Origin of the sequence: Micromonospora sp. HNM0581, from assembly GCF_012726175.1 — a bacterium.
Classification (GTDB): Bacteria; Actinomycetota; Actinomycetes; order Mycobacteriales; family Micromonosporaceae; genus Micromonospora.
On the sequence record NZ_JAASAD010000004.1, the window covers coordinates 62,959 to 89,291 of the forward strand.

Annotated in this window: 15 protein-coding genes; 7 read left to right on the forward strand and 8 right to left on the reverse strand. The window is 71.4% G+C overall.

What is annotated here, in order from left to right; genetic code table 11:
* Positions 1-66: 66 nt before the first annotated feature.
* Entirely contained in the window at positions 67-1,065 is a 999-nt protein-coding gene (locus HCA58_RS07615) for an acyl-CoA dehydrogenase family protein (RefSeq protein WP_169597057.1), read from the reverse strand.
* Positions 1,066-1,225: 160 nt separating this feature from the next.
* Between HCA58_RS07615 and HCA58_RS07620 the strand changes: the two genes are divergently transcribed.
* A complete protein-coding gene (locus HCA58_RS07620; RefSeq protein WP_169597058.1) occupies positions 1,226-2,059 on the forward strand; it encodes a methyltransferase domain-containing protein in 834 nt (277 codons plus the stop codon).
* Positions 2,060-2,106: 47 nt separating this feature from the next.
* The gene (locus HCA58_RS07625) at positions 2,107-3,105 is read left to right on the forward strand and encodes an MBL fold metallo-hydrolase (RefSeq protein ID WP_169597059.1); all 999 of its coding nucleotides are present in this window, start codon (positions 2,107-2,109) and stop codon (positions 3,103-3,105) included.
* A 93-nt stretch (positions 3,106-3,198) separates the two neighbouring features.
* On the opposite strand, the gene HCA58_RS07630 is transcribed toward HCA58_RS07625, so the two are convergent.
* Positions 3,199-4,605 (reverse strand): FAD-binding oxidoreductase, encoded by a 1,407-nt coding sequence (locus tag HCA58_RS07630; protein WP_346775902.1) that lies wholly within the window; start codon positions 4,603-4,605, stop codon positions 3,199-3,201.
* Positions 4,606-4,735: 130 nt separating this feature from the next.
* Complete coding sequence (locus HCA58_RS07635) at positions 4,736-5,230, reverse strand: VOC family protein (RefSeq protein WP_169597061.1); 495 nt, start codon at positions 5,228-5,230, stop codon at positions 4,736-4,738.
* A 117-nt stretch (positions 5,231-5,347) separates the two neighbouring features.
* Here HCA58_RS07635 and HCA58_RS07640 point away from each other — a divergent pair, with 117 nt between their 5' ends.
* Genes HCA58_RS07640 through HCA58_RS07660 form a run of 5 tightly spaced genes read left to right on the forward strand, consistent with a single transcriptional unit; the run spans position 5,348 to position 11,603 of the window.
* Positions 5,348-6,724, forward strand: a complete 1,377-nt coding sequence (locus tag HCA58_RS07640) for an NtaA/DmoA family FMN-dependent monooxygenase (protein ID WP_169597062.1) — start codon at positions 5,348-5,350, stop codon at positions 6,722-6,724.
* Between the two features lie 3 nt (positions 6,725-6,727).
* A complete protein-coding gene (locus tag HCA58_RS07645) occupies positions 6,728-7,864 on the forward strand; it encodes an acyl-CoA dehydrogenase family protein (protein WP_169597063.1) in 1,137 nt (378 codons plus the stop codon).
* A gap of 25 nt (positions 7,865-7,889) precedes the next feature.
* Complete coding sequence (locus HCA58_RS07650; protein ID WP_169597064.1) at positions 7,890-8,966, forward strand: acyl-CoA dehydrogenase; 1,077 nt, start codon at positions 7,890-7,892, stop codon at positions 8,964-8,966.
* Between the two features lie 25 nt (positions 8,967-8,991).
* Complete coding sequence (locus HCA58_RS07655) at positions 8,992-10,017, forward strand: methyltransferase (protein ID WP_169597065.1); 1,026 nt, start codon at positions 8,992-8,994, stop codon at positions 10,015-10,017.
* Entirely contained in the window at positions 10,014-11,603 is a 1,590-nt protein-coding gene (locus HCA58_RS07660; RefSeq protein WP_169597066.1) for an AMP-binding protein, read from the forward strand. The genes HCA58_RS07655 and HCA58_RS07660 overlap by 4 nt, the downstream gene beginning before the upstream one ends.
* Here HCA58_RS07660 and HCA58_RS07665 read toward each other — a convergent pair.
* From HCA58_RS07665 to HCA58_RS07685, 5 genes are read right to left on the reverse strand one after another with little or no spacing between them, the layout of a single operon-like run.
* The gene (locus HCA58_RS07665) at positions 11,578-12,333 is read right to left on the reverse strand and encodes an alpha/beta fold hydrolase (protein ID WP_169597067.1); all 756 of its coding nucleotides are present in this window, start codon (positions 12,331-12,333) and stop codon (positions 11,578-11,580) included. The genes HCA58_RS07660 and HCA58_RS07665 overlap by 26 nt on opposite strands.
* Positions 12,330-13,502 carry a Gfo/Idh/MocA family oxidoreductase gene (locus tag HCA58_RS07670; RefSeq protein WP_169597068.1) on the reverse strand — a complete coding sequence of 391 codons (1,173 nt, stop codon included), beginning with the start codon at positions 13,500-13,502 and terminating at the stop codon, positions 12,330-12,332. Before HCA58_RS07670 ends, HCA58_RS07665 begins: the two co-directional genes overlap by 4 nt.
* Positions 13,499-14,572: a saccharopine dehydrogenase NADP-binding domain-containing protein gene (locus HCA58_RS07675; RefSeq protein ID WP_169597069.1), complete on the reverse strand. Its 1,074-nt coding sequence runs from the start codon at positions 14,570-14,572 to the stop codon at positions 13,499-13,501. The genes HCA58_RS07670 and HCA58_RS07675 overlap by 4 nt, the downstream gene beginning before the upstream one ends.
* Positions 14,569-19,764 carry a non-ribosomal peptide synthetase gene (locus HCA58_RS07680; RefSeq protein WP_169597070.1) on the reverse strand — a complete coding sequence of 1,732 codons (5,196 nt, stop codon included), beginning with the start codon at positions 19,762-19,764 and terminating at the stop codon, positions 14,569-14,571. Before HCA58_RS07680 ends, HCA58_RS07675 begins: the two co-directional genes overlap by 4 nt.
* Positions 19,761-26,237, reverse strand: coding sequence for a non-ribosomal peptide synthetase (locus HCA58_RS07685; protein WP_205807936.1), 6,477 nt, complete (start codon positions 26,235-26,237; stop codon positions 19,761-19,763). Before HCA58_RS07685 ends, HCA58_RS07680 begins: the two co-directional genes overlap by 4 nt.
* Between the last annotated feature and the right edge of the window lie 96 nt (positions 26,238-26,333).

Consider the following 26,333-nt stretch of genomic DNA (forward strand, 5'->3'; position numbering starts at 1 on the left):
CGGCCGAATCGGCGCAACCCACGTCGGTGTGGCCGTCACCGGCAACGGCCACACCGGTCGGTTACCTCAGGCGTGCAGCCGGTCGAGCAGGTCGGCGCGGATGGCCGGGCGAGTGCCGAACACGAGCAGGAACATCGCCTCGCGCATGAGTCGTTCGGTCGGGCGGTGCCGCAACACCGCTGCGCTGCCGGTGGTGGTGGCGAGCAGGCCGGCGGACCGCAGTGCGAGGGCGGCAGCGGCGGCTCGCGCCGAGGGCAGTTCCTGCGGGCCGGCTTCGTCGAGGGCACGCCGACACCTGTCGATTGACTCGTCCAGTGGGCTGGGTCCGATCAGCCGCGCGCAGCGGGTCGCCACACCCAACGGCAGGGAGCCGTTGAACCGCAGGGTCGCCGGGTCACGTTGCAGGTAGACCTCGTGCGGGACGGTACCGGTGACCCGTTCCTCGGGCAGGAAGTGGCCGGTGAAGGTGACCTGCACGGTGCGGCTGGCGCCGACCGCCACCATGTCGACCGGCGTGACCCTCAGGGTGTCACTTTCCCGGGCGTCGAGCAGTGACCAGACCAGGGTGTCCGCGTCGTCCCGCGCGGCGGCGAAGAGGGTGTCGACCAGCCCCCACCCGGTCACCCAGGGGGCTTCGCCGTGCAGCAGCCACCCACCGTCGACCGGTTCGGCGCGGACCGCCGGTGGCCCGGGTCGGGTCGCCGCGATGGCCAGCCCGGCTCGGCGGTCGCCCCGGCACAACGGCTCGAGCCATTCCTGCGTGATGCCGGGACGCTGGCTGTGGGTGGCGGCCATGACGGCGCTGTGGTGCTGCGCCCAGACGAACCCGGTGGTGAGGCAGCCACTGGCGATGATCTCCATGACCCGGGCGGCGGTGGCGGTGTCCTCGGCCGACATCGCACTGAACTCGGACGGGCCGGCGACGCCGTAGAAACCCTCGGCGGCGAGGAGGTCGAGGTGGTTGTTCAGTGTCATCTCGCCCGCATCGACCGTCTCTGCCGCCGGGAACAGCACCTCGTCGGCGATGCGCTCCGCGCGGTCCAACACCTTGGCAGAGTTGCTCATCAGTGGGTCCACCGTCCGTTCCGTTGTCAGTCGGTGTGTGGATTGTGCCAACAGCCTAACGAACACACCTCACGCAGCCTAGAAGCTACACAGTCGGGTGTTGCGTTTGTTGGCTCAGCACTATGCTGAACACGTCACGCCGATCCGGGAGGTCGCCACGGTGGCAGAAGACCCAGCGACACGGTCCCAGCGGGTCAGCACGTTCTACGACCTGATGGGCACGTTCCTCGACGCCGTCTACGGCGACAACCTGCACTACGGCTACTGGACCGACGAGCACGATCAGGCCACCATGCCGCAGGCTCAGGAACGCCTCAACGACGAGATCGCCGCCCGGCTGGGCGTCGGTGCCGGCGACCGCGTACTCGACATCGGCTGCGGCACCGGAGGACCCACCCGACGGATAGCCCACCGCACCGGCGCCGAGGCCGACGGCATCTCGCTCAGCGGACGCCAGGTCGATCGGGCCAACGAGCTGGCCGCCGAGGAAGGACTCGACCGGCGGGTACGTTTCACCCGCGCCGACGCCACCGACCTGCCGTTCCCGGACGACAGCTTCGACGCGGCGCTGGCCCTGGAGGTGCTGGTACATGTGCCCGACAAGACCGCCGCGTTGATCGAGGCGCACCGGGTGTTGCGACCCGGTGGACGACTGGTCCTCGCCGAACTGACCCTGACCCGCCCGATGGGACCGGAACAGCAACGGATCTGGTCGGGGATGCCGATGTCGACGCCGCCGACCGCCGAGGCGTACACCGGGCAGGTACGCGACGCCGGCTTCGAGATCATCGAAGTGCTGGACGCCAGCGAGCACGTCCGCCGCTCACACCGAGCCACCCGGGAGGCGGTCGCCCAGCAGCGTGAACAGCTCTCCGGCAGCTACGGCCCCCGGGTGCTTCGCCAGGTCAGCAACGCGGTACTCGACCTGCAGTCGGTCGCCGAATCCTGCCTGGGCTACGTGCTGCTCACCGCCCGCCGGTCCGGCCGAGACTGATCGGCCCGGTCAGGTCCGGGTCGACCCGGACGAGTTGAGGAGGACCCGTGTACCGACCCCGCCCCGTCCACCACCTCCTGTCGCGGTTCACCGGCCGGCCTGCCGGGCGGGCCTGGCCCCGCGACTTCACCGACCGGCTCACCCATCCCGTCCCCGGACCGGCCGCGGTCCTGCGGTTGACCCGCGAACGCGGCAACCGCCCGGTCGGGCCGACGGCGGGACGGGTACCGGTGGTCGACGAGGCGCTACCCCGCCCCGACCCAGGGCAGGCCGCGGTGACCTGGATCGGCCATGCCACCTGTCTGGTGCAGCTCGGTGGCCGGGTGGTCCTCACCGACCCGGTCTTCGCCGAGAAGATTCCGGGCACCCCGACGCGATTCACCCCACCCGGTGTGGCCTGGGACTCACTGCCACCGGTCGACGTGGTGTTGATCAGCCACAACCACTTCGACCACCTCGACGAGCCGACCGTGCGTCGGCTGCCTCGGGACACCACGATGTTGGTGCCCGCCGGGTTGGCCTGGTGGTTCGAGGCGAGGGGATTCCGCCGGGTCGTCGAGCTGGACTGGTGGGAGTCGACCACGATCGACGGCGTCCGTTTCGACTTCACCCCGGCGCACCACTGGAGTCGCAGAGGGCTCTTCGACACCTGTCAGAGCCTGTGGGGCGGCTGGCTGATGACCGCCTCCGGCCCTGCCCCCCAGAGGGTCTTCTTCGCCGGCGACTCCGCCTACGGCCCGGCGTTCGCCGAGATCGGCGCACGTTTCCCGGGCATCGACGTGGCGCTGTTGCCGGTGGGCGCGTTCCGGCCACGCTGGTTCATGAAGCCGCTGCACATGGACCCGGCCGAGGCGGTACGCGCCTGCGGGGACCTGGGGTCCGAGCGGATGGTGACCATTCACTGGGGTACGTTCGCGCTCTCGGCCGAGCCGGTGCTGGCACCGGTCGAGCTGGCCCGCAAGGCATGGGCGGAATCGGGACGACCGGCCGCGAACCTGTGGGATCTCGCCGTCGGTGAGAGCCGGTTGCTGACCGGCGACGCCTAGCGCGATCGTCCCACTGGGCGTACTCCCCTCGATTGTCCGGGCGCCCGACGGGACCGGGCGCCCGGACGACGTCACCCGGCGGGGACGGCCAGGTCAGCGGCCGGCGCCCGCTGCCCGGGCGCGACGTGCGGCCCGGGCAGCGAAGAACGCCCGCGGCGCCAGAGCCGCCGTGTGCGGCAACAGCAACGGGAGTCGGTCACCGGTCTCCTGCCGCCAGATGAACAGGTGCGCGCCCTTGTCACCGGCGCTCCCCTTGGCGAACTTCGGCTGGTTCACGGTGACGAACGCCAGCTCTGTGTATTCGGTCTTGCGGCGCAGCACCAGGTCACGCAGGATCTTCCCGCCGGTGTGGCTGGGCGCGATTCCGTTGCCGGTGTAACCGTGGCCGTAGACGAGACCGTCGCCGGTGCGGCCGAACTGCGGGATGAAGGTGCGGCTCCAACCGATCGGCCCACCGAAGGCGTGACTGAACCGGACGTCCCGCCAGGCCGGGAAGAACCGGGCGAACGACTCGCGGAGATCGGCGTGGGCCGCGTCGTTGCGAAGATGGCTCCGGTCCGTGTCGCGCCGGTCGAAGTAGTACCACCGGCCGCCGGACCAGACGACCCGGTTGTCGGCGGTCAGCCGGGCCGCGTGGGCGAACGACAGTGAGTTGCTGACGCCCTCTCGGCCGGGCCAGGCCACCCTGGCCAGCTGCACGTCGGTGAGCGGTTCGGTGACCATCAGGTAGTTCCACACCGGCATGACCTTCGTGTGGGTCTGGGCGAAGCTGTGCTGCCAGGCGTTGGTGGCCAGGACGACCTCGTTCGCGGTCACCGTGCCGGTGGGGGTGCTGACCTGGTATCGGTTACCGACCTTGCGTACCTCGACGGCCGGGGTCTGCTCGTGGATCGTGACGCCCTGCTCCCGGACCACCCGGGCCAGGCCCTGTATGAGGCGGTGCGGGTTCACGAGCGCGCCGGTGGTCCGCAACGCGCCGAGCACCTGCGGCGACCCGATCCGCTGCTGGGCCTCGTCACGGTCCAGCAGCTTGAACGAGCCGCGCAGCCCGGTACGCTCACTGCGCTTGACCTGGAGTTCGAGCCGGGCCAACTGCTTGCGGTCGGTGACCACCTGGAGCATGCCGTTCATGCTGAAGTCGGCGTCGATGCCGTACTGGCGGCAGAACCGGCCGATGTCGATGATCGAGCGGGCACCGCTGCGGTACACCCCGGCGGCCTTCTCTCGACCGTAGTACCACAGCAGCCGACGCAGCACCTTGCCGGCGGTCAGGCCGACGAACCCGCCGTTGGCGCTGGACGCGCCGCTGCCCACCGTCGAGGCGTCCAGCACCCGGATGTCTGCTGACGGCTCCGCCTCGGCGAGGAAGTGCGCCGCCCACAGACCGGTGTACCCGGCGCCGACGATGCAGATGTCGCAGGTCGCGTCGCCGTCGAGCGGCTCACCGGTCTCGACCGGCTCGGTGTCGTGCCAGTAGACGCTGTACCGGGTCTCTTCCACGTCGGTCTCCCAGTCGTCGGTGCGGAGTAGTCCGGCGGCGCGGCACACCGCCCGGCGCGTGTCGTACCACCCGTGGCAGCCAGGCGGTCCGGTCCCACTATCTACAGCGTATGTTGTTTTGGGCAAGACCCTACAACCGACGATCCCCGTCGGTTGTCCGCGCCGCCCGCTCGGCCCGGCGCTGCTCACGCAGACGATTCATGAAGTAGTCGGCGTTCAGCCAGTAGAACTCCAACCAGATGTTGTCCGGATCGCGCAGCCAGATGCCGTAGCCGGCCTCGAGGAACAGCTCACGGACACCGGAATGCGGCGCGCCGACAGCGTCCAGATGCTCGGCCCACTCGCTCAGGTCGGCCATGTCCGGTACGTGGTAGCCCAGGTGGTGCAGGCCGACACGCCGCTCGTCGAAGGGTTCGGGGTCCGGTGTCACCGCCTGGCCGAGCACGATGGAGGAGAGAGACCCCCGGTGCACGAGCGTGCGGAAGGTGAACCCGGACTCGGCGGGTGTCGCGTCCCGCACGGGGGTGAAGTCCATGACCCGGCAGTACCACTCGGTACTGCGCTCCAGGTCGCGGACGGTCAGGTTGACGTGGTTCCTGCCGTTGAGTTTGGGCACAAGACGCATGATAGTGGCCTGACTCGTATCTTGGGTGTGGCGTGTTGTCGTCGTTTCCCGGTAGCGTGTCGTCACCTGGCAGCGTGGTCGCCGGTAGCCGCCGGAACGGATGTGAGGAAACCGGGCATGCATCTGAACGTGTTCACCCAGTGCTCCCCGTCACCGCAGTTCAAAGGCATGTGGCGGGTACCCGGCGACCGCACCGCCACCGGCTACCGGTCCCTGGAATACTGGATCGCCCGGGCCCGCCAACTCGAGGCGGCCTGCATCGACGCCCTGTTCTTCGCCGACATCCACGGCGTGTACGACGTCTACCGGGGCTCCTGGGCGCCAGCCGTACGGCACGCTGTGCAGATCCCGTCGATCGACCCGGCGCTGCTGCTCTCCGCCGCCGCAGCAGCCACCCGGCACCTCGGTTTCGCGATCACCTATTCCACCACCTACCACTCGCCCTACGAATGCGCCCGGCTGTTCTCCTCGCTGGACCATCTCACCAGCGGACGGGTCGGGTGGAACATCGTCACCTCCTACCTACGCTCAGCAACCGCGAACGGGCTCGGCGACTACCTCGACCACGACGAGCGCTACGACCGGGCCGACGAGTACGTCCACGTCGCCCGCGCCCTCTGGGAGGACAGCTGGGACGCCGACGCGGTGGTCCGGGACGCCGAGCGGGACGTGTTCACCGACCCCGACCGGGTCCGTCAGATCGACCACCATGGACGCTGGTTCGACGTGCGCGGACCGCATCAGTGCGAGCCCTCACCGCAGCGCACCCCCGTGCTCTACCAGGCGGGTTCCTCTCCGCGGGGGATCGAGTTCGCCGCCCGGCACGCGGAGGTGGTCTTCCTCACCCTCGCCGACCCGGCCACCGGTGCCGAACCGGTGGCCGCCCTCCGCGCCGCCGTGGCCCGCCAGGGCCGGGACCCGGCCATGGTCAAGGCGTTGCAGGGCACGATGGTGATGGTCGGTCGGGACCGGGCCGAAGCCAAAGCCAAGGCCGAGGCGTACAACACCCTGTGGAGCAGCGAAGGACAGTTGGCCAAGTGGTGCGGGTGGATGGACATCGACCTCGCGGCCTTCCCCGACGACACCCCGGTCGCCGAGATCCGCAGCCAGGCGAGTCACTCGTTCCTCGGCTTCCTACGTAAGCTCACCCCGGACCGCACCTGGACCATCGGCGACGTCAAGTACCTCGTCTCGCGCCCCCGCCGGCCCCGGGCCGAGGCACCGGTGACACTGTTCGGCACCCCCGAACAGGTCGCTGACCGGATGGAACAGTGGCTCTCCGTCGCCGACGTGGACGGGTTCAACCTCATCCCCTGCCCACCGTCGGACGGCATCGACGACATCTGCGACCTGCTCGTACCCGAGCTGCAACGACGGGGCATGTTCCGAAGCGCCTACGATCCAGCGGAGGTCACCCTGCGAGAGCGGTACTTCGGCGCGGGAACGCCCACCTACCACGATCCGGCCCGCGTCGTGGCCGCCCGGGAGGGCTGACCGGTGCGGCTACGCGACACCGCCGAGGAGTCGGAGTTCCGCGCCAGGCTACGCGCCTGGCTCGCCACGCACGTGCCCCGGCACCACGGCGGCACCGCACCAGGCGACTGGACGAAGGCGCTGCACGCGGCCGGCTACACCGGCCTGACCTGGCCCGCCGCGTACGGTGGACGCGGACTTCCGCCGACCTACCAGGCGATCTACGCGGAAGAAGCCGCCCTGGCCGGGGCGCCCGACCACGTGAACGTGATCGGGCTGGGGATGGTCGGGCCGACGATCGTCTCGCACGGCACACCCGAGCAGCAGCGCCGTTTCCTGGAACCGATCCTGTCCGGCGACTTCGTGTTCTGCCAGGGGTTCTCCGAGCCGGACGCCGGCAGTGACCTGGCCTCGGTACGCACCCGCGCGGTGGCCACCGACGACGGCTGGCGGGTGACCGGCGAAAAGGTCTGGTCCTCGTACGCCCACCAGGCCGACTGGTGCCTGCTGCTGGCCCGTACCGAGCCCGGCTCCACCGCACACGCCGGCCTGACCTGCCTGCTGGTCGACATGCGCAGCCCCGGTGTGCAGGTACTACCCCTGCGACAGAGTACCGGTGACAGCGACTTCAACCAGATCGTGCTGACCGACGTGGCCGTCCCCCACGACTGTGTACTGGGGCCGGTGGGTGAGGGGTGGCGGATCGCGATGACCACCCTCGCGCACGAACGCGGCACCTTCGGGATCACCCTGACCGCCAGGCTAGCCGTCGAGTTCGACCGGCTGTTGGGTACCGTGCGCGACCTCGGACTGGCCGACGATCCGGCGGTACGCGCCGACGTGGCCGAGCTGTACGTGCAGTTGCAGGGCTTGCGCTGGACCGGCCAGCGGACGATGGCCACGCTGGCCCGCACCGGTAGACCCGGGCCGGAGAGCTCGATCCTCAAACTGCACTGGTCGGTCACCAACCAGCGCCTGGCCGCGCTCGCGCTGCGCCTGCTCGGCCCGGCGGCGATGCTGCACGGTCCGGACAGCCACGCCGCCGGCCACTGGCAGCACCTACGACTACGCAGCAGGGCCAATTCGATCGAGGGCGGCACCTCGGAGATCCTGCGCGGCATCATCGCCGAACGCGTCCTCGACCTGCCCCGGACCAGGTGAGCCGTTCAGGCCGGAGAGGAACAGCATGGACTTCGCCCTCACCGACGACCAGCGCGAGCTGGCGGCCGCAGCCGCCCGGCTGCTCGCCGACCGCTACCCGGTCGAGCGGGTCGCCGAACTGGCCGACAGCTGCGGCACGGATCCGGGCACCTGGCCCCTGCTTCGTCGACAGGGCTGGTGTGACCCGGAGCTGGGCATGGTGGAGAAGGGGCTGCTGGCCCAGGAGAGTGGCTACGCCCTGGCCGCCACCGCGTGGTGGAGCACGGTCGGTCTGGCCCACCCGGTCTACCGGGCGGCCGGGCGCGGTCTGCCCGCCGACCCACTCACCCTCGCCTGGCAGGACGATCCGGCCGGCGGCGGCTGCCGGGCCGCCCGGCACGGCAGCGGCTGGCAACTGACCGGACAACGCGCCCTGGTGACCGACGCCACCACAGCCTCCGCCCTGGTGGTCGCCGCCGACACCGACGACGGGATCGCGTTGTTCGCGGTACGGTCACCGGCCGCCGGACTCACCATCGAAGCCCAGCCCACGCTGGAACGTCTGCGCGGTGCCGCCCGGCTGCACCTCGCCGAAACGCCCGGCGAGCTGCTGGTGGCCCCGGAGACCGCGGGGCAGGTGCTGGCCGACACCCGGCGGCACGCCGGGACACTGCTCGCCTGCGAGGCGGTCGGGGTGGCTCGCCGGGCCCTCGACATGGCCCGCCGACACGCCGTCGACCGGGTGCAGTTCGGCCGGCCGATCGGGGCCTACCAGGCGGTGGCGCACCGGCTCGCCGACAGCTACGTGGCTCTGGAACTGGCCACCTCGCTCGCCCTGCGCGCCTGCTGGCTCGACGGCACCGCGGACGTCGACGCCACGACGGTCGAGCACGCTCACGCCGAAGCGGTGATCGCCAGCCGGCAGGCCGCGGTCCAGGCCTGCGAGAGCGCCCTTCAGGTCACCGGCGGGCTCGGCGCCACCTGGGAGTACCCGCTGCACTGGTGGTACCGGCGGGCACTCTGGCTGGACAGTTTCGACACCCGCACCAGGACACATCTCGCCACCCTCGCCGACCACCTGCTGACCGCGCCGCCGGAGCCGGCCGGTCAGGCGGCCGGCTGACCGACCCAGTTGACAAGGAGCAGCGATGCTGACGAGACGACGTCCCGGGATCGACGTGCCGGCCATCCTTCGGCTGATGGAGGTGGGTGACTACCTGCTGCCGTACACGATCCGGGCGGTCTGCCTGCTGCGGGTCGCCGACCGGCTCGCCGACGGACCGCTACCCGCCGACGAGCTGGCCCGTGCCTGCGAGGCGCACGAGCCGTCGCTGACCAAGGCACTGCGCTACCTCGCCACCCGGGACCTGTTCGCCGAGGTCGAGCCGGGCACGTTCGGCCTGACCCCGATGGCCGACCTGCTGCGGACCGACCACCCGTACTCGGCTCGGGACATCTTCCTCTCCCCCGTGGTCTGCACCCGGGCGATGGAAGGGCTCGACCACACCCTGCGCACCGGAGAGGGCGCCTTCGACGCCGTGCACGGCATCGGCATGTGGGACCACTTCGGCCAGCACCCCGGTGACGGGGAAGCCTTCGACAAGGTGATGAGCGGCGTCACCGGCATGGAACTGATGGCCATCCTGCGCGCCTCCGACTGGTCCCGCTTCGGCACCGTCGTCGACGTCGGAGGTGGCAACGGTCGCTTCCTGGGCGACCTGCTGGCCCGCTTTCCCCGCATGCGGGGAGTGCTGTTCGACCTGCCCGGTGTGGTGGCGAACGCGCCGGAGACGTTCGCGGCGGCCGGTGTCGCCGACCGGGCCCGGGTCGTACCCGGTAGCTTCCTCACCGACGACATCCCCCGCGACGGCGACGCGTACGTGCTCAAGCGGATCCTCTACAGCTGGAGCGACGAGGAGGCGACCGGTGTGCTCCGGCGCATCCGGACCGCCATGTCCCCGCAGGGTCGGGTCTTCATCCTCGAAGCTGGCAGGCAGACCGAGGCGGACAGCACGCCGCTGGCCCGCCGGATGGACATGCTCATGCTGACGCTCAGTGCGGGCGGCGCACGCAGCCTCGACGAACAGCGGGCTCTGCTCGCCGGAGCCGGTCTGGAACTGGTCGAGGCCACGTCGACGCCGATGTTCCCGGTGATCGAGGCCCGCCCGGTATGACCGGGCTGTTGTCCTGGCTCGACGATCCGCGCACCGACCGGGGTATCCGGTTCTCCCGGCCGGACGGCAGCTGGCAGTCGTGGTCGTACGCCCGGCTGGCCGGGCTGGCCCGGGCGCGGGCCGCCGACCTGCTCGCACGGGGAGTTGCGCCGGGTGACGTGGTGGGGGTGGTGCTACCGACCGGCCCGGACTTCGTCGGCACCCTGTTCGGCGCGCTACTGGCCGGCGCGACCGCGTCACCGCTCGCCCCGCCCGCCACCTTCGGTGACCCGGACCGGTACACCGAACACGTTGCCGCGGCCCTGACGGTGATGCGTCCCCGGCTGGTGGTCGTCGACACCGCGAGCGCTGCGGCGCTCTCCGGAGTGGCGGCCCGCGCCGCAGTGCCGGTGGTGGACGTCGCGCAACTGTCGGGCGAAGCTGCACCCGGCGGCGCGATGCCACCGACCCGGCTGGCCCTGCTGCAGTTCACCTCCGGCACCACCGGTACGGTACGCGGGGTACGGGTGCCGTACCCCGCGCTGGAGGCCAACGTCGCGGCGATCCGCCGCTGGCTGGAGATGACGCCGGACGATCCGACCGCATCCTGGCTGCCGGTGCACCACGACATGGGGTTGGTCGGCTGCCTGCTGGCGCCGATCGTCACCGGCGCCGATCTGTGGCTGCTGACGCCGGCCGAGTTCGTCCGCCGGCCCACCCGCTTCCTGGAGTGCTTCGGTCGGCACGGTGCCCGGCTGACCGCGATGCCCGGCTTCGGTCTGGCACACGTGGTGCGCCGGGTACGCGCCGAGCAGCTGGCCGGACTGGACTTCACCCACTGGCGGGCGATCATCGCCGGTGCGGAACGGATCCAACCCGCCACGCTCGACAGCTTCGCTGACCTGCTCGGCCCGTACGGGCTGCGACGGGAGGCGCTGCTACCCGCGTACGGGCTGGCGGAGGCGACGCTCGCGGTCACTGGGCTACCGCTGGGCACCGGATGGCGGCAGGTACCCGGGCCGGACGGCGTACCGGTGGTCGGTTGCGGCGTACCGCTGGCCGGCACCGAGGTGACGGTAGTCGACGACGACGCCCGGCCGGTCGGTGACGGAGTGGTCGGTGAGATTCTGGTCGGCGGCGCTGCGGTGACCGACGGTTACGCCGGTGGGCCGACGTTCCCCGGCGCCCGGGTGCGAACCGGCGACGCCGGCTTCGCCCGCGACGGGGAGCTTTTCGTCCTGGGTCGGCTCGGGGACAGCCTGAAGGTGCACGGGCGGACCGTCTTCGCCGAGGACGTCGACGCGCTGCTCGGCGCGGCCCTGGGCGTACCGCCCGGCCGGCTGGCCAGCGTGCTCGGCCTGCGGGCGGGCACGCCGGTCGTGGTGGTCTATCTGGAACATCCCCGACCGGAGTGGCTGCCCCGCATCCCGGGCCTGGTCCGACCGCTGGTCCCGCAGGCAGCCGTCCACGTCGTGCCGACACCGGCGGGCAGCGTGCCGCGGACCACGAGCGGCAAGCCGAAACGGCGTCTGCTGTGGCGGCGGCACCTCACCGAGCCGGCACCGGCCACGCCCGTCAATCTCACGGCAGACCGAGGCTCCGGGTGACATCGGCCAGCACCTTGGTGCGGTGCGGGAGCAGATAGAAGTGGTCGCCGTCGAAGACGGTCAGGTCGAAGGACGCCCGGGTGTAGGCGGCCCAGGCCGCCACCTCGTCCACCGCCGCCTCGGTGTCGACATCGCCGACCAGCGCGGAGATCGGAGTGGACAACGGCTCGTCCGGCACCGGGCGGTAGGTCTCGATGAGCCGGTAGTCCGCCCGCAACGTCGGCATCAGCGCGTCCCGTAGCTGCGAATTCTCCAACGCCGCCGGATCCGTGCCACTGAGCCGACGTAGTTCCGCCCACAGATCGTCGTCCGAGCCGAGGTGTTTGGTTCCCGGTCGGTGATGGTGGGGCGCGGGACGCCCCGAGACGAACAGGTGCGTCAGCGGTTCCCGGTGCCGGCGTTCCAGCCGCCGGGCCACCTCGTACGCCACCGCCGCACCCATACTGTGACCGAAGAGCGCGACCGGCAGGTCCCGCCGGGGCGCCAGCACCTCGGTGACCATGTCGGCCAGCGTCGACATGTTGGTCAGCGGTGGTTCGCCGATCCGGTCCAGCCGGCCCGGATACTGCACCGCCAGCAGCTCGACACCGTCCGGCAGTGCAGTCGCCCAGCTGCGGTAGAACGGGGCGCTGCCGGTGGCGTGCGGAAAGCAGACCAGCCTCACCGTCGCCGCCGGACGGGGCCGGTAGCAGCGCAGCCACCGGCGGGCAGTCGAGTCGACGTCGCTCACCCGACTGCCGTCCCGCCGCCGGTCACCACTGCATCGCGTGGGCCGGCCACCGCGTCCTCACCGGCTGCCGCGAGAGCGGCCAGGTCGGCGGCGCCGAGCATCCGCGGTGGGTCGGCCTTGACCAGCTCCGGCGGCCCGAGGATCGCCGTCAGTTCCTGCCACAGCTGGCACAACGTCAGGTGGTACTGCCCCTGCCGCAGCGGGTCCTCGCCCCGTTCGGCGGCTTCCCGCAACGTCCACAACGCCCGGCGCACCCCCTGCGGCCAGGTGGTGCCGAACACCGTGTCGTAGTGCGGCACCTCGCCGGGTCCGAGGGTCACCGCGCTGGGGGTGCTGGTGTCGCGCGCTGCCGCGAAGTGCGGATCCGCGCCGATCCCGGCGACCTCCCGGGGGAAGTCCGGTCGGGCCGTCCACACCGTCGGGCCGTGCGTGCCGACGAGGGTCAGGTTGCCGGCCTCGGTGCCGATGGTGATCCGGTGCATCAGGTGTGCGTAGTTGTCCGGGTCCGCCGGATCCATCTGGTTCTGCACCCGCAGGTTCACCGGCACCCCGGCCAGCACCCCGTCCAGGCTGCGGAACGGCAGGTCCAGATCGGTTGCCGCGGTCACCGGGGCGGGCAGCGCCGGCAACTCGGTGAACCGCCACGGCCGGACCCCGCCCAGCGCCTGGCCGAGCAGGTCCAGCAGCGAATACGCCAACTGGAAGCCGCAGGCCACGTCGAGATACCGGGGCGGTTGACGACGCAGCAGCTCGGCGGCGGCACCGAGGAAACGGCGTACCGGGGCGATGTGCCGGTAGAACGGGTTGAGCTGGTACACCACCTTGTGCCGGCGGGCCTGCCGCAGACACCGGGCCAGTTCGTCGTGGTGCAGCGGGTGTTCCTGCAACACGTGCAGTCCCCGCGCCATCAGCTCCATGGCCAGCTCGGACCCGCGTCCACCGAGCAGGCCACCGCGGATCACCACGCAGGCGACGTCGATATCGTCCGGAAGCTGCTCCACAGCCGTGTACAGCGGTACCCCGTAGTGCGCCGCGCAGGCACGGGAGCGGTCACTGCCACCGGCGAGGACGCCCGCCAGCTCGAAACTGGGATCCGCGTCGCGGAAGGACTCCAGGTAGACCTGGCCGAAGCGGGTGCCGCAGACGACCACCCGGGTGGGTCGGTTCAAATCACGTCCTCCTCGTAGCGGTCGACGGCGGTGACGTCCGCCACCACGGAGGCGAACAGCACACTCGGTGCCGCCGCCAGTTCGGTGAAGGTCACGACCGGGTCGAGCACCTCGGCCGCGTGCCATACGCCGGCAGGAACCGTGCCGGCCAGCACCGCCCGGGCCGTCAGCGCGGCGAACGTGCCGGTCAGATCACTGGCACCGGTGCTGTGCACCACTGCGGTGCGGGTGCCGCTGGCCCCGTCGAGGGTCACCACCAGGTGCTGGTACGGCCGCTGCCCGAACAGGTCCAGCTCCGCCGCCCGGTGCAACAGCTCACCGGCGCGGTGCTTGCCGTCCGCGTCCGGCGGCGTCCCGCTGCGCAACGCGGCCAGCACCCGCTCACCGGCGAAGACCGAATACCAGTCGACCTGCCGCAGCCCCAACCCGGCGGCTATCCGGGCCGTCTCCGTGCCCAGGTAGGGCTGCGCGGTGACCGGCTCGGGAAAGGTCGGTACCGTCACGTCGGCGCACGGTCGAAGCGCACCGGGCACCACCTGGCCGTCCCGCAACGCCGCTGCGGGCCAGCCGAAACTCTCGTCGGCGGACACGTAGTCCACGGCGGCGGTGCGGGTGAACCGATCCCGCCCGCCGACATGGCCGGTCAGCCGCTCCCCGTCGGGCAGGTGCACGGCGAGCAGCCGGGGCAGTAGTCCGGACAGCCCCGGCATCATCCCCGCCGACACCACCGCGACCCGACCCACCGCAGCGGGCACGGCCGCGACGGCGGCGTACAACGCGTCGTCGCCGGCAGCGTCCACGTAGTCCGCGCCGGCCTGTGCTGCGGCCCGTGCGACCGCGTCGGTCAGGTCGACCGCCGGGCCGGCGCAGTTGAGCACCACCCGGGCGTCCGCGCAGAACCGGACCAGCGCCGCGGGGTCACGCGCATCGACGGCGACCTGCTCGACCCCGTCGGCGTCCGGGGGGCGGCGGGCACCGGCCCGCAGAGGACCGACGCCCCACGAGCGCAGCAGGTCCAGGGCGACCCGCCCGACCGCGCCGGAAGCACCGAGCACGGCTACGGCGGTCACCGGACCGGCTCCGCGTCGAGATCGGCCAGGGCTGTCCCGGCTGCGGCGAGCGCCGTCCGGTGGTCACCGTCGACCTCGACGACACGTACGTCGCCGAGGCACAGATCGGGCCAGAACTCCAACTCCTCGGCGTCGTAGGGGACTTCACCGGCCGGACGCAGCACGGTGAGGTCACCGGCGTACAGGGTTGGTTCGTGGCGGACCACCGCCGACAGCCGGGCGGTGAAACCCTCGTCGGGTTCTCCGCCACCGGTCTCGGTCCGGTAGGCGGAGGCAGCCTCCCCGGCATTCGCCGGACGCCACGGTGAGACCAGGACCAGGGCGTCGACCTGACCGCCCGCCTCGGTGAACGACCTGGCCACCTCCAGGGCCATGGTCGCGGCGAGGCCGTGTCCGACCAGCCGTACCGCCGGCAGGCCGGCGGCGTCGATCCGCCGGGCCAGCTCGGCAGCGACCCGAGGCAGATCGTCGCTCGCCCCGCTGGCCAACCCGTGCACCGGACCGGACGTCGCCAGGTGCGGCACCAGTGCCGCGTACCGGTCGGCGGTCGCGGTGCAGCCCGGCACCAGCACCCACGGCGTACCGGAGCCGCCCTGCTGCAACACGGACAACCCGCCGGTGGCGGTCGGAGTCGCACCGGCCGGCTCCGTCTCGGCGGTGGCGGCCGTCTCCGCCTCGATGTGGCCTGCCAGCGCGGCCACGGTGGGTTGTTCGAGGACCTGCCGCAGCAACTGGTCGAAGAACAGACCCGCCGCCTGCGGCACCTCCTCCAGGATCCGTCCGGTGATCTGCGCCGCGACCAGGGAGTCACCGCCGAGTTCGAAGAGGTTGTCGTCCCGGCCGACCCGCCCCACCCGCAGCGCCTCGGCCCACACCGCGGCGATCCGGCGTTCCAGGTCACTGCCGGCAGCACTGGCTGCGGTTGTGGGGGCCACGCCCCGGCGGGGCAGCCGGCGGCGCAGCTCCGCCCGGTCGACCTTACCGTTGGCGTTGAGCGGGAAAGCGTCGACGACCTGCACCACCGCCGGGACCATGTACTCCGGCAGCCGCCGTACCAGGTGTTCGGTGAGGTCCTCCCGGGAGATCGGCAGCCGATCGGTCTTGAACCGGGCGGCCAGCACACACATTCCCAGTTCGGCGATGAAGCTGTCGGGTTCGGGCAGGCACAGTGGCTGCGCGGCACCCGCCGAGTCCAACACCTCCAGCCAGGACCGACGGTCAAGGAACACCTGTTCGGTACCACGGCGCAGGTCGGTGAAGTCGGCAGTTGCCTCGTCCACCCGGACCAGCAGTTCCAGCGAGGTCATGATCTGGTGGTGGTCGCGGGTCATCTCGCACGCCACCAGCCAGCCCTGCGGCGCCAGCACCCCCCGCAGCCGCTCCAACGCCTGGCCGATGTCGGCGCTGGCGTGCAGGACGTCACCGGCCACGATCACGTCGAACGAGTTCGGGGACACCCCCTGGACCGCCAGGTCCCGGTCGATGTCGATCACCTGTAGGCGCAGCCCGGGACGCTCGCCGAACCTGGTCCGCAGCTCGTTGACGAAAAACGGCGACAGGTCGGTGGCCAGGTAGTCCACCTCGTGCCCGTCGAGCGCGGCGAGCGTCGCGGCGGTGGTGCCGCCGGCACCCGCCCCGATCTCCAGCACCCGCAGTGGGCCGGGTGCGACGCGCTGCTCGGCGATCCGCCGTACGAGAGCTGCCGCCGCCTCGTTCGCCCACCGGTTGAACAGGGTCCGCTCGTAGAGCCCCTGCGAAACGTCCACCCGTCCCTGCGGGAACAGCAGCGCGAGCGGGTCGTCCTCGCCGCGCAACAGCGCGGGCAGCTGGGCGGTGCTGTTACGGAAGTAGCCGAGCAGCTCCGCGTCCTCGGCGTCGGCGTACTTCTCGACGCCCCGCCAACCAGCCGCGGTGTCCGCCGCCGCACCGGTCCCGGTCAGCCCGTAATCGCCGGTGTCGTCGAGGTCGAGCAGGCCGGCACCGGTGAGGGCTCGCAGCCAACGCCGCACCAACCGGTGATGCCGCGGGGCGACCCGGGCGGTGTCGAGCAGTTCGGCCAGTGGGTGCCGCCGACCGTCGGCGAACAGCCCCGCCGCGCGGAACGCGTCGAGCATCGCCGGCAGCGCGACGTCGTCGAGCTGGTGGGCGTACGCCAGGTAGCGTTCACGGTCGACACCCGTGAGGGTGGCGTCGGCGTCGACGCAGGCAGCTGCACCGAGCTGCCGTGCGGTTGCCTCGTCGTGTTCGACCTGCCGCCGTGTCAGCGTACGGCCGGCCGGCTCGACGAACGCCGCCAGCCGACGTTCCAGCGGGGTGTCGCCGTCGACGACCACGACCGCTCCGGCGACTCCGGGGCACCCGCCCAACGCTGACTCGATCTCGGCCAGCTCGATCCGGTATCCCCGGATCTTGACCTGGAGGTCCTCCCGGCCGAGGAACTCGATGGTGCCGTCGGGCAGGTACCGTCCGAGGTCACCGGTGCGGTAGAGCAGCTCGCCGCTCTCGGGATGGACGACGAACCGTTCCGCGGTCCGCTCGCTGTCGTTCAGGTAGCCCAGCGCCAAACCCTCGCCGCCGATGTACAACTCGCCGCCGACCAGGTCGGGGCGCGGTCGTAGCGCGCCGTCGAGCACGTGGAAGGTCTGGTTGGTCAGCGGCCGACCGTACGGGATGCTGCGCCAGGCCGGGTCGACCTGGTCGATCGGGTACCAGATGGACCAGATCGACGCCTCGGTGGCCCCGCCGAGGCTGACCACCCGCAGACCGGGGATCCGGCTCCGGATCGCCTCGGGCAGGGCGACCGGAATCCAGTCACCGGAGAGCATGGCCAGTCGAAGCCCGGCCGGGGGCACCACCGGGGCGGTGCCCAGGTAGTCGTGCAGCATCTGCAGCTGCGCTGGTACGGAGTTCCATACCGTCACCGCGTTCGTGGTGACCAACTGAGCCCAGTGTGACGGGTCGCCGCGGCGGTCCGGGTCGGGCAGCACCACCGCGCCACCGACGGACAGGGGGCCGAAGATGTCGTACACCGACAGGTCGAAGCCGAGGTTCGACAGACCGAGTACCCGGTCCTGCGGACCGATGGCGAACCGGTCGTTGATGTCGAGCACGGTGTTCAACGCGCCCCGATGGCTGATCATCACACCCTTGGGCGTACCCGTCGAGCCGGAGGTGTGGATCACGTACGCCAACTCCTCCGGGTCCCCGGAGCCGTCGACCGGATGTGCCTCGCCCTGCGGGAGCAGGTCGACGGCGAGCAACCGCAACCCGGCGGACCAGCCCTCCGGATCCACCCGCGACTGGGTCAACGCGCAGCGCACGCCCGCGTTCTCCAGGATGGTGCGTCGCCGAGCGGGTGGCTGGGAGGTGTCGACCGGTACGTAGACGCAGCCGGCGAGCAGCGTACCGAGGACCGCCACGACCTGTTCCCAGCCTCGGTCCATGACCACCGCGACCAGTTCCTGCCGACGACAGCCGGCAGCGGCCAACGCGTCGGCGACCCCGGCCGCGCGTCCGAGCAGTTCGGCGTAGCTGAGCGTGCGGTCCGCGGTGACCACGGCCGGCTGGTCCGGGGTGCTCAGTGCCTGGAGCACCACCCGGTCGTGCAGCATCCCGGCCGGCAGTGCCGCCTGCGTCCGGTTCACCTCGGCGCGACGGGTCAGGGTCGTCTGGGGCGGATCCGGAAGCCCGGTACGGGTCCACGCGGTGTCGTCCGTGGCGAGCCGATGCAGCAGCGCGTCGTAGACACCGAACATGTCCTCGACCACTCCCGGCGGGAAGACTTCCTCGCGTACGTCCCAGTTCGACACGAGACCGCCGGCACGCTCGATGTTCTGACAGTCGATCCAGACCTGCGGGGTCTGGCTGATTCCGTAGCCGAGTTCTCCGAGCGGAGCGCCGTCAGCAGCCGCACCGGCGTCGGCGATACCGATGGCGCTGGTGAACACCACCGGGAACAGCGCCGCCTCGGCGCCCTGCCGGCGCGCGATCTCCCGCATCACCTCGATGCCGCTGAACGTGCGGTGGTCGAGGTCCTCCCACAGTTGTGCCTGCAGGTCGCGGGCACGTTCGTCGACGCGGCGGGTCGGGTCGGCGTCGACCGCCAGCAGGTCCACCGAGGTGAAGTCGCCGACGAGCGAGTTCACCTGCTCATGCACCGGCGCCCGGTTGAGCAGCGTGATGTCCAGGGTGAACCGGCTCCGCCGACTCCACGCCGCGATGGTGTCGGCGAACGCGGCCAGCACCGCACCGGACGGGCTGACGCCGTGCCGCCCGGCGTTCTGGCGCAGCCCCTCCCAGACCTGCGGCGACAGTCGCGTCTCCCAGCGGCGGAACCGTCCCTCGCTGTCGGTGGGACGGGACACGGTCGGCAGTTCCGGTGCGGCGGGCAGGTCGTCGATGCGGTCCAGCCACCACTGGCGGTCCCGCGCATGCCGTGGGCCCTCCCGCAGTGCCCGCTCTGCCTGCTGGTAGTCCCGGAAGGTGATGTCCAGTGGTGGCAGCGGTTCGTCCGGCCGGTGGTAGAGCCGGTGCAGTTCGTCGAGCACCACCTGGACGCTGATGAAGTCGGCGATCAGGAAGTCGATCGACATGTGCAGTACCGCTCGACTGTCGGCGAGGGTGATCCGGGCGGCGAACAGCGGCCACTGGTCCGGTGTGTGGACGAGGTGGTCCATCTCGGCCCGGACCGCGCTGATCCCGGCGTCGACCACCGCGTCGGGGCGACCGGTCAGATCGATCACCGGTACCTCGAACGGCGGCACCTCCGGAAGCACCCGCTGCGCGCCGTCGGCCTCCACCACCGCGCGGAGCATGTCGTGCCGGGCGATCAACGCCCGCCAGGCGGCGGTCATCCGGGCCGGGTCCAGCGTCGGATAGATCAGCTCGCCGTAACCGTGACAGGCGACCCCACCGTAGGCGAAGGTCTCACCCCGGCCGAGCAGGTACGCGGCCTGGACGTCGGTGACCGGGAACGGGTCGTGCCGGTGCGCCGGGTCGGGCACCAGGGTGCCGCCACCACCGTTGTCGAGGTGCGCCACGATCTCGTCGCGACGGGCGCGCAACGCCTCCCGGCGGGTCGGGGTCATCGCTCCCTGCGGTGCCCGGAAGCGCAGCTGGCCGGCCTCCAGCCAAATCCGCACCCCCACGCTTTCCAACTCGGCGAGCAGGTCACCGGCGGACGACTGACTCATATGATGCCCTCCTCGAAGTCACCGGGTTCCACCGCGCGGCGGTGGGTGTCGAAGACGTCAGCCAACTGCGCCACGGTCGGCGCCAGGAACAGCTGCCGCAGCGACAGTTCGACCCCATGGCGCTGCCGCAGCGTCTCCACCAGCCGGGTCGCTAGCAGGCTGTCCCCGCCGAGGGCGAAGAAGCTCTGGTCACGTCCGACCCGGTCGCAGTCGAGCAGCTCGGACCAGAGTTCGGCGATGAGCTTCTCGCTGTCGCCGCGCGGGCCGTCGTCGGCTTCGCCGTCGGTTTCGGCGGTCAGCTCGGCTGTCAACGCCCGGCGGTCCACCTTGCCGTTGGCGGTCAGCGGCAGGTCCGTCACCGCGGCGATCCGCTCGGGCACCATGTAGCTGGGTAGCCGTTCCGCCAGGTGACCGACGAGCGTCGGACCGTCGACCGGTTCGCCGTCGGCTACGAAGGCCAGGGCCAGGCGGCGGTGAGTGCCCTCGCCGACGGTCAGTGCCACCGCCCGGGACACCCCGGGGTGGCCCTGTGCGGTCGTCTCGATCTCACCCAGCTCGATGCGATGCCCACGGATCTTGACCTGGAAGTCGACCCGGCCGAGGAACTCCAGCGTGCCGTCGGGCCAGTACCGACCGAGGTCGCCGGTGCGGTACCACCGCTGCCCGCCGACGGTGACGAACTGCCGGCTGGTGGTCTCCGCGTCCCCCCGGTAACCACGGGCCACCCCGACGCCGCCGATCCACAACTCGCCCGGTACCCAGTCGGGGCAGTCCCGGCCGCGCGGGTCGACCACCCGGTAGCGCTGGTTACGCAACGGCAGGCCGTACGGCACCGACTTCCAGTGCGGGGGCACGTCACCGACCTCGCAGGCGTTCGACCAGATCGCCGCCTCGGTCGCCCCGCCCAACGCGACGAACCGGGCGTCGGGGCACCGTTGCCGCAGCCGAGCGGGTAGGTCCAGCCCGACCCAGTCCCCGGAGAGCAGCACGAGGCGCAGCCCGGGCGGTCCTTCGGCACCGGCCGCGACCAGGAGCATGTCCAGCAGCGCGGGCACCGAGTTCCAGACGGTGACCCCGCCTCGCCGGGCTGTGGCCGCCCAGCTGCGGGCCTCCCGCCGGTCGGCATCGGCCACGCAGACCACCGCGCCACCCGCACCGAGCAGCCCGAAGATGTCGTACACCGACAGGTCGAAGTCGAGCGCCGAGACCGCGAGAACCCGGTCGTCGGGGCCGACGCCGAAGCGGGTGTTGATGTCGTCGACAGTGTTGAGTGCGGCGGCATGTGTGATCTCCACGCCCTTCGGCTCACCGGTGGAGCCCGAGGTGAAGATGACGTACGCGAGCTGGTCCGGGTCGACGTCGACCGGCGCCGGCAGCGGGGCGGCGGCCAGGTCCGGCGGTACGACCGTAAGGCCGGTCGACAGGTCGGGCCGGGCGACGACGACCCGTGCCGCGGCGCGGGTGTAGATGCGTTCCCGCCGTTCGGTCGGCTGGTCGAGGCCCACCGGGACGTAGTGCGCACCGAGGGCGAGCACGCCGAGGACCGCGGCGATCTGGTCGACACCTCGGGGCAGGGTCACCGCTACCGGGTCACCCGGGGCCACGCCGTGCGCGCGTAGCGAACCTGCGACCTGCAGCGCACGGGCGGCGAGATCACCGTAGCCGACCACCGTGCCGTCGGGGGCGATCACTGCGGTGGCGGCGGGGCGGGCGGCGGCGTGGGTGAAGAACCCGGTGTGCAACAACCCGGTCGGTAGCGGGCCCGCGGTGCCGTTCACCGTGTCGCGGACCCGCTGTTGGGCCGCCGGCAGCGGCGGCGGGACGGCCACCGTCCAGTCTGCGGTGGTCAGCCAGCGCAGCAGCTCACGGTAGGTGTCGAACATCGCGTCGAGCAGCCCCGCCGGGAACAGTTCTTCCACCGAGTCCCAGTTGAAGACCAGACCGCCGTCGCGTTCCATCACCTGGTTGTCCAGCCACACCTGCGGGGTCTGCGAAACACCCCAGACGAGTTCGCCGAAGGGGAAGGACATCTCACTCATGCCACCGGCCACACCGAGAGCGCTGGTGAACACGACTGGCATGCTCACCGTGCCGCCCTGTTGGCGGCGGGCCAGTTCCCGCAGCACCCACAACGCGGACACCGAGTCGTGGGCCATCCCCTCCCAGACCTGTTCCTGGGTACGACGGACCACGTCCAACCAGCTGTCGCCGGCACCGGCCCGGTAGGCGACCAGCAGCAGCGAGGTGAAGTCACCGAGGATGTGGTTGATGTCGGGGTGCACGTCGCGCCGGTTGAACAGGGTGAAGTTGACGGTCAGCTCCGCCCGACCGCTCCACGCCGACAGCACCTCGGCGAACGCGGCCGCCAGCACGCTGGCCGGCGTCACCCCGTGCCGGCGCGCCTGTTCGGTCAGTTGGCGCCACTGCGCCGGATCGAGCCGGTCCTCGCGGCGGTGGAAACGTGGACCGACCACGGTGGCCGGGTCGACGGCCAACGGCAGCGGCGGGCCGGGCGGCAACTCGTCCAGCCGGTCCAGCCAGTACCGCTGGTCCTCGGCGACCGCCTGCGGATCGGCCGGCGCGGCGAGCAGGTAGTCGCGGAAGGTCACCCCGACCGGTCGCAGCGCCGCCGCCGGATCCCGATACAGGGTGGTCAACTCGTCGAAGAAGATCACGATACTGAGCGCGTCGAGCACGATGTAGTCGAAGCTGAAGCCGATCCGCACCCGCCCGTCGGTGTACCGGACAGCGGCGATCTCCATCAGTGGCCAGCGGCCCGGGTCGGGAATCCGGTGCGACAGTCCCTCCCGCAGTTCCCGCAGTGCCTCGTCACCTCCGGCCCGCACCGCGATCCGGAAGCGGTCTACCTCGGCCAGTACCCGCTGGTCGCCGTCGTCGTCGAAGACGGCCCGGAGCATGTCGTGCCGCTCGACGAGCAGGTTGACAGCCTCCTCCAGCCGGTCGAGGTCGACGCCGGCCCCGTCGAACTCCCAGTACCAGTGCGACCCGACCCCGCCCAGGGCGAAGTCGCTGCTCCGACCCAACCAGTACGCCCGCTGTACGTCGGTGGGGGGAAACGGGGCGTACCGGTTCGCTTCGTCGGGGGTCAACACCGCGGCGGCGGGCCCCTCCTGCCCGGTGCGGTGCAGGGTGGCGGCGAAGTCGGCCAGCACCGGAGTCGCGAACAGCTGCCGCAGGGTCGCCCCGGCCAGTCCCGCCTCGGCCAGCAACGCCATGGACCGCGTCGCGACCAGGCTGTCCCCGCCCGCGGCGAAGAAGCTTTCCCGCCGGCCGACCGCCGGTACGCCCAGCAGCTGCGTCCACACCTGGGCGACCTCGCGTTCCACGTCGCCGACCGGTGTCTCGACGTCGTCCGCTCCCGGCCGGGCCGCGTCGACCAGCCGGGTCACCGCCTTCCGGTCGATCTTCGCGTTGGCCGACAACGGCAGCTCTCCGGTGACGACGATCTGGTCCGGCACCATGTACCCGGGCACCTGCTCCGCCAGCCAGTCACGTAGCGTCGCCGGGTCCACCTCGGTGGTCGCGGTCACCGCGGCGGCGAGGCGTCGCGGTGCGCCGAGGGCGACCACCACCGCTCGGGTAACGTCGGGATGCCGCTCCAGGGCGGTTTCGATCTCCCCCAGCTCGATCCGGTGTCCGCGGATCTTGACCTGGGCGTCGGCTCGGCCGAGGAACTCGACGATGCCGTCCGGCTGGTAGCGGGCCAGGTCACCGGTGCGGTACCAGCGCACCCCGTCGACCACACGGAACTGGGCGGCGGTCCGCTCGGGGTCACCGCGGTAGCCGTCGGCCACCGAGTTCCCGCCGATCCACAGCTCGCCGGGTACCCAGTCCGGCCGGTCCCGGCCGGCCGGGTCGGTGACCCGCATCAGCTGGTTGGCCAGCGGCACGCCGTACGGCACCGAACGCCAGGAGTCGGGTACGGGCACCGGCACCGCCTGCACGGTGGAGTGGATCGCGGTCTCCGTGGTGCCACCCAACGCCACCAGGGTGGCACCGGCGGTCTGGGCGGCCAGCCGGGCAGCCAGGTCGAGCCCGACCCAGTCACCGCCGAGCAGTGCGAGCCGCAGCGGCAGTTCCGACTCTGCGGCACCTGCGCTCAGCAGCATGTCCAGTAGCACCGGGACGGACTGCCAGACGGTGACCTTGTGCCGGCTGAGCAGCTCGCGCCATCGACTGGCGTCCCGCCGCTCGTCCTCCCCGACGCACACCACCGCCGCGCCGACGCTGAGCAGACCGAACATGTCGTAGACCGACAGGTCGAAGTCGAGGGCGGAGACGGCAAGCACCCGGTCCGCCGGCCCGATGTCGAAGCGCCGGTTGATGTCGTCGATGGTGTTGACGGCGGCTCGGTGCGGTACCTGCACCCCCTTGGGTTCACCGGTGGAGCCGGAGGTGAACAGCAGGTAGGCCGGGTCGTCGTCCCCGCCGGTAACCGGGGCGACCGGGGGGCAGGACCGGTCCGCCACGTCGATCACGCACAGGTCGGTCGGGGGCGCCGGTAGGGTCGCGCTCGTCACCACGTGCCGCACCCCGGCGACGGCGTGGATCCGGTTCCGGCGCGCGGCTGGCTGGTCGATGCCCACCGGAACGTACACCCCGCCGGCCCGCAGCACGCCGAGCACGGCGACGATCTGCTCCGGACCCTTCTCGACCGTCACCGCGACCGCGTCGCCCGGCCCGACCCCGTTGGTGACCAGCGCTGCGGCGACCCGCTCGGCGCGCTCGGCGAGTTCGCCGTAGCTGAGCTGCCCGTCGTCACCCCAGAGCAACGCCGGTCGGTCCGGCCCGGCGTGGGCGTGGGCGAAGAAGTCCTCGTGCAGCCGACGACGGCGGACCGGGCGGGCGGTGTCGTTGGCCGCCGCCCGCATCTGCCTGGTCCGCTGTGGCAACAGCTCCGGCAGCGGCGCCGACCAGTCCGTGTCGTCCATCAGCCAACCGAGGACCGTCAGGTACGCGTCGAACATCTGCCCGATCAGGCCGGGCGGAAAGAGTTCCTCGACGCAGTCCCAGTTGACGAAGAGACCGTGTTCCCGTTCGGTGACCTGCACGTCGAGCCACACCTGCGGGGTCTGCGACATCGTCCAGCCAGGTGCGCCGAAGCTTTCCCTGACCTCGGTGTCGAACAGCTCACCCAGGCTGAGTGCGCTGGTGAACACCACGGGGGCGCCGACCGGGGTGCCGCCTCGCAGGCGGGTCAGGTCGCGCAGCACGTCCACTCCGGTGTAGCCGGGGTGGGCCGCGTCGGACCGCATCCGGTCCTGTACCGCGCGGGCGAACGTCACGAAGTCACCGCCGGTGCTGGTGTCGATCTCCAACAGCAGCAGGTTGGTGAAGTCGCCGACCAGGTGGGCCACGTCGGGGTGGACCGGTTGGCGGTCGTAGAGCGGCAGGTTGAGCAGGAAACGCGGCGCGGCGCTCCAGCGGCCGAGGACGAGACCGAAGGCGGCCAGGAACAGCACCGGCAGGGTCAGCCCGTGCGACCGGGCCTGTCGGCTCAGCCCCGCCACCTGTTCGGCGGTGATCCAGTGGTGGTGGCGTACCACCCGCTGACCGCTGACCTGCTGCGGATCGACGACCAACGGCAGTTCGGGTGGTCCCGGCAGCTCCGGTAGCCGCGACTGCCAGTGGCTGCGGTCGGCTTCCCGGTCGGTGTCCCGACGGGTCCGAAGAGTCGCCAGGTAGGTCGGGTAGTCAAGCCCGATCGGGGCCGGTTCGGCCGCCGGGTCCCGGTAGTAGCGGGCGAGTTCGGACATGAGGATGCGGAAACTGTGCGCGTCGGCGACCAGCATCTCGATATGTACGTGGCACCGGGTGGCTCCCCCGGGCAGGAGTGAGAGCTGCACGTCGAAGACCTCACCCCGGGCGACGTCGAGCCGCCGGTGGGAGAGCTGGTCACGCAGGTGTAGCAGGGTCTGTTCGGCGGTCTCAGGATCATCGCTGCGGAGGTCGTGCACGGTGAGGCCGGGCCAGGCAGCGTCGGCGAGGATCTGCTGCCGGCCGTCTTCCCCGAAGCGGGCACGCAGCATGCCGTGCCGGCGCAGCAGCGCCCGGACGGCGGCCTCCAACCGGACCGGGTCGACACCTTTGCCGTCGAACTCGTTGTAGAAGTGCGCGCCGACGCCACCGAGGGCCTGGCCGTCGCCTCGTCCCACCCAGTAGGCGTGCTGCATGGGTGCCAGCTCGAACGGCTCCGCACTGTCCACGACGGCCAGGGGTGGTTCGTCTTCGGCCGCCACGGCCACGGGCGCCCGGTCCGCGATCATGCGCCACCAGTCGTCGAGGGTACGTCCCTCGATCAGTTCCGCGAAGCTCAGCGACACACCGCTCTGGTGCCAACGCCCCACCAGTCGCATCACGCCGATCGAGTCGAGGCCGAGTTGGAGCAGGTCGGCGTCGGCGGCGATCGTCTCGGGTGGCTCGCCGAGGACTGCCGCGATGTCGTCACGCATGCCGTCCCGGGTGAGGGGTCGTCTCTGTTCGGCCTCAACGCCCAATCTGGGTCTCCCCTGTCCGACGGAGCTCTGGCGTCGCCGGCAACCGAGCCG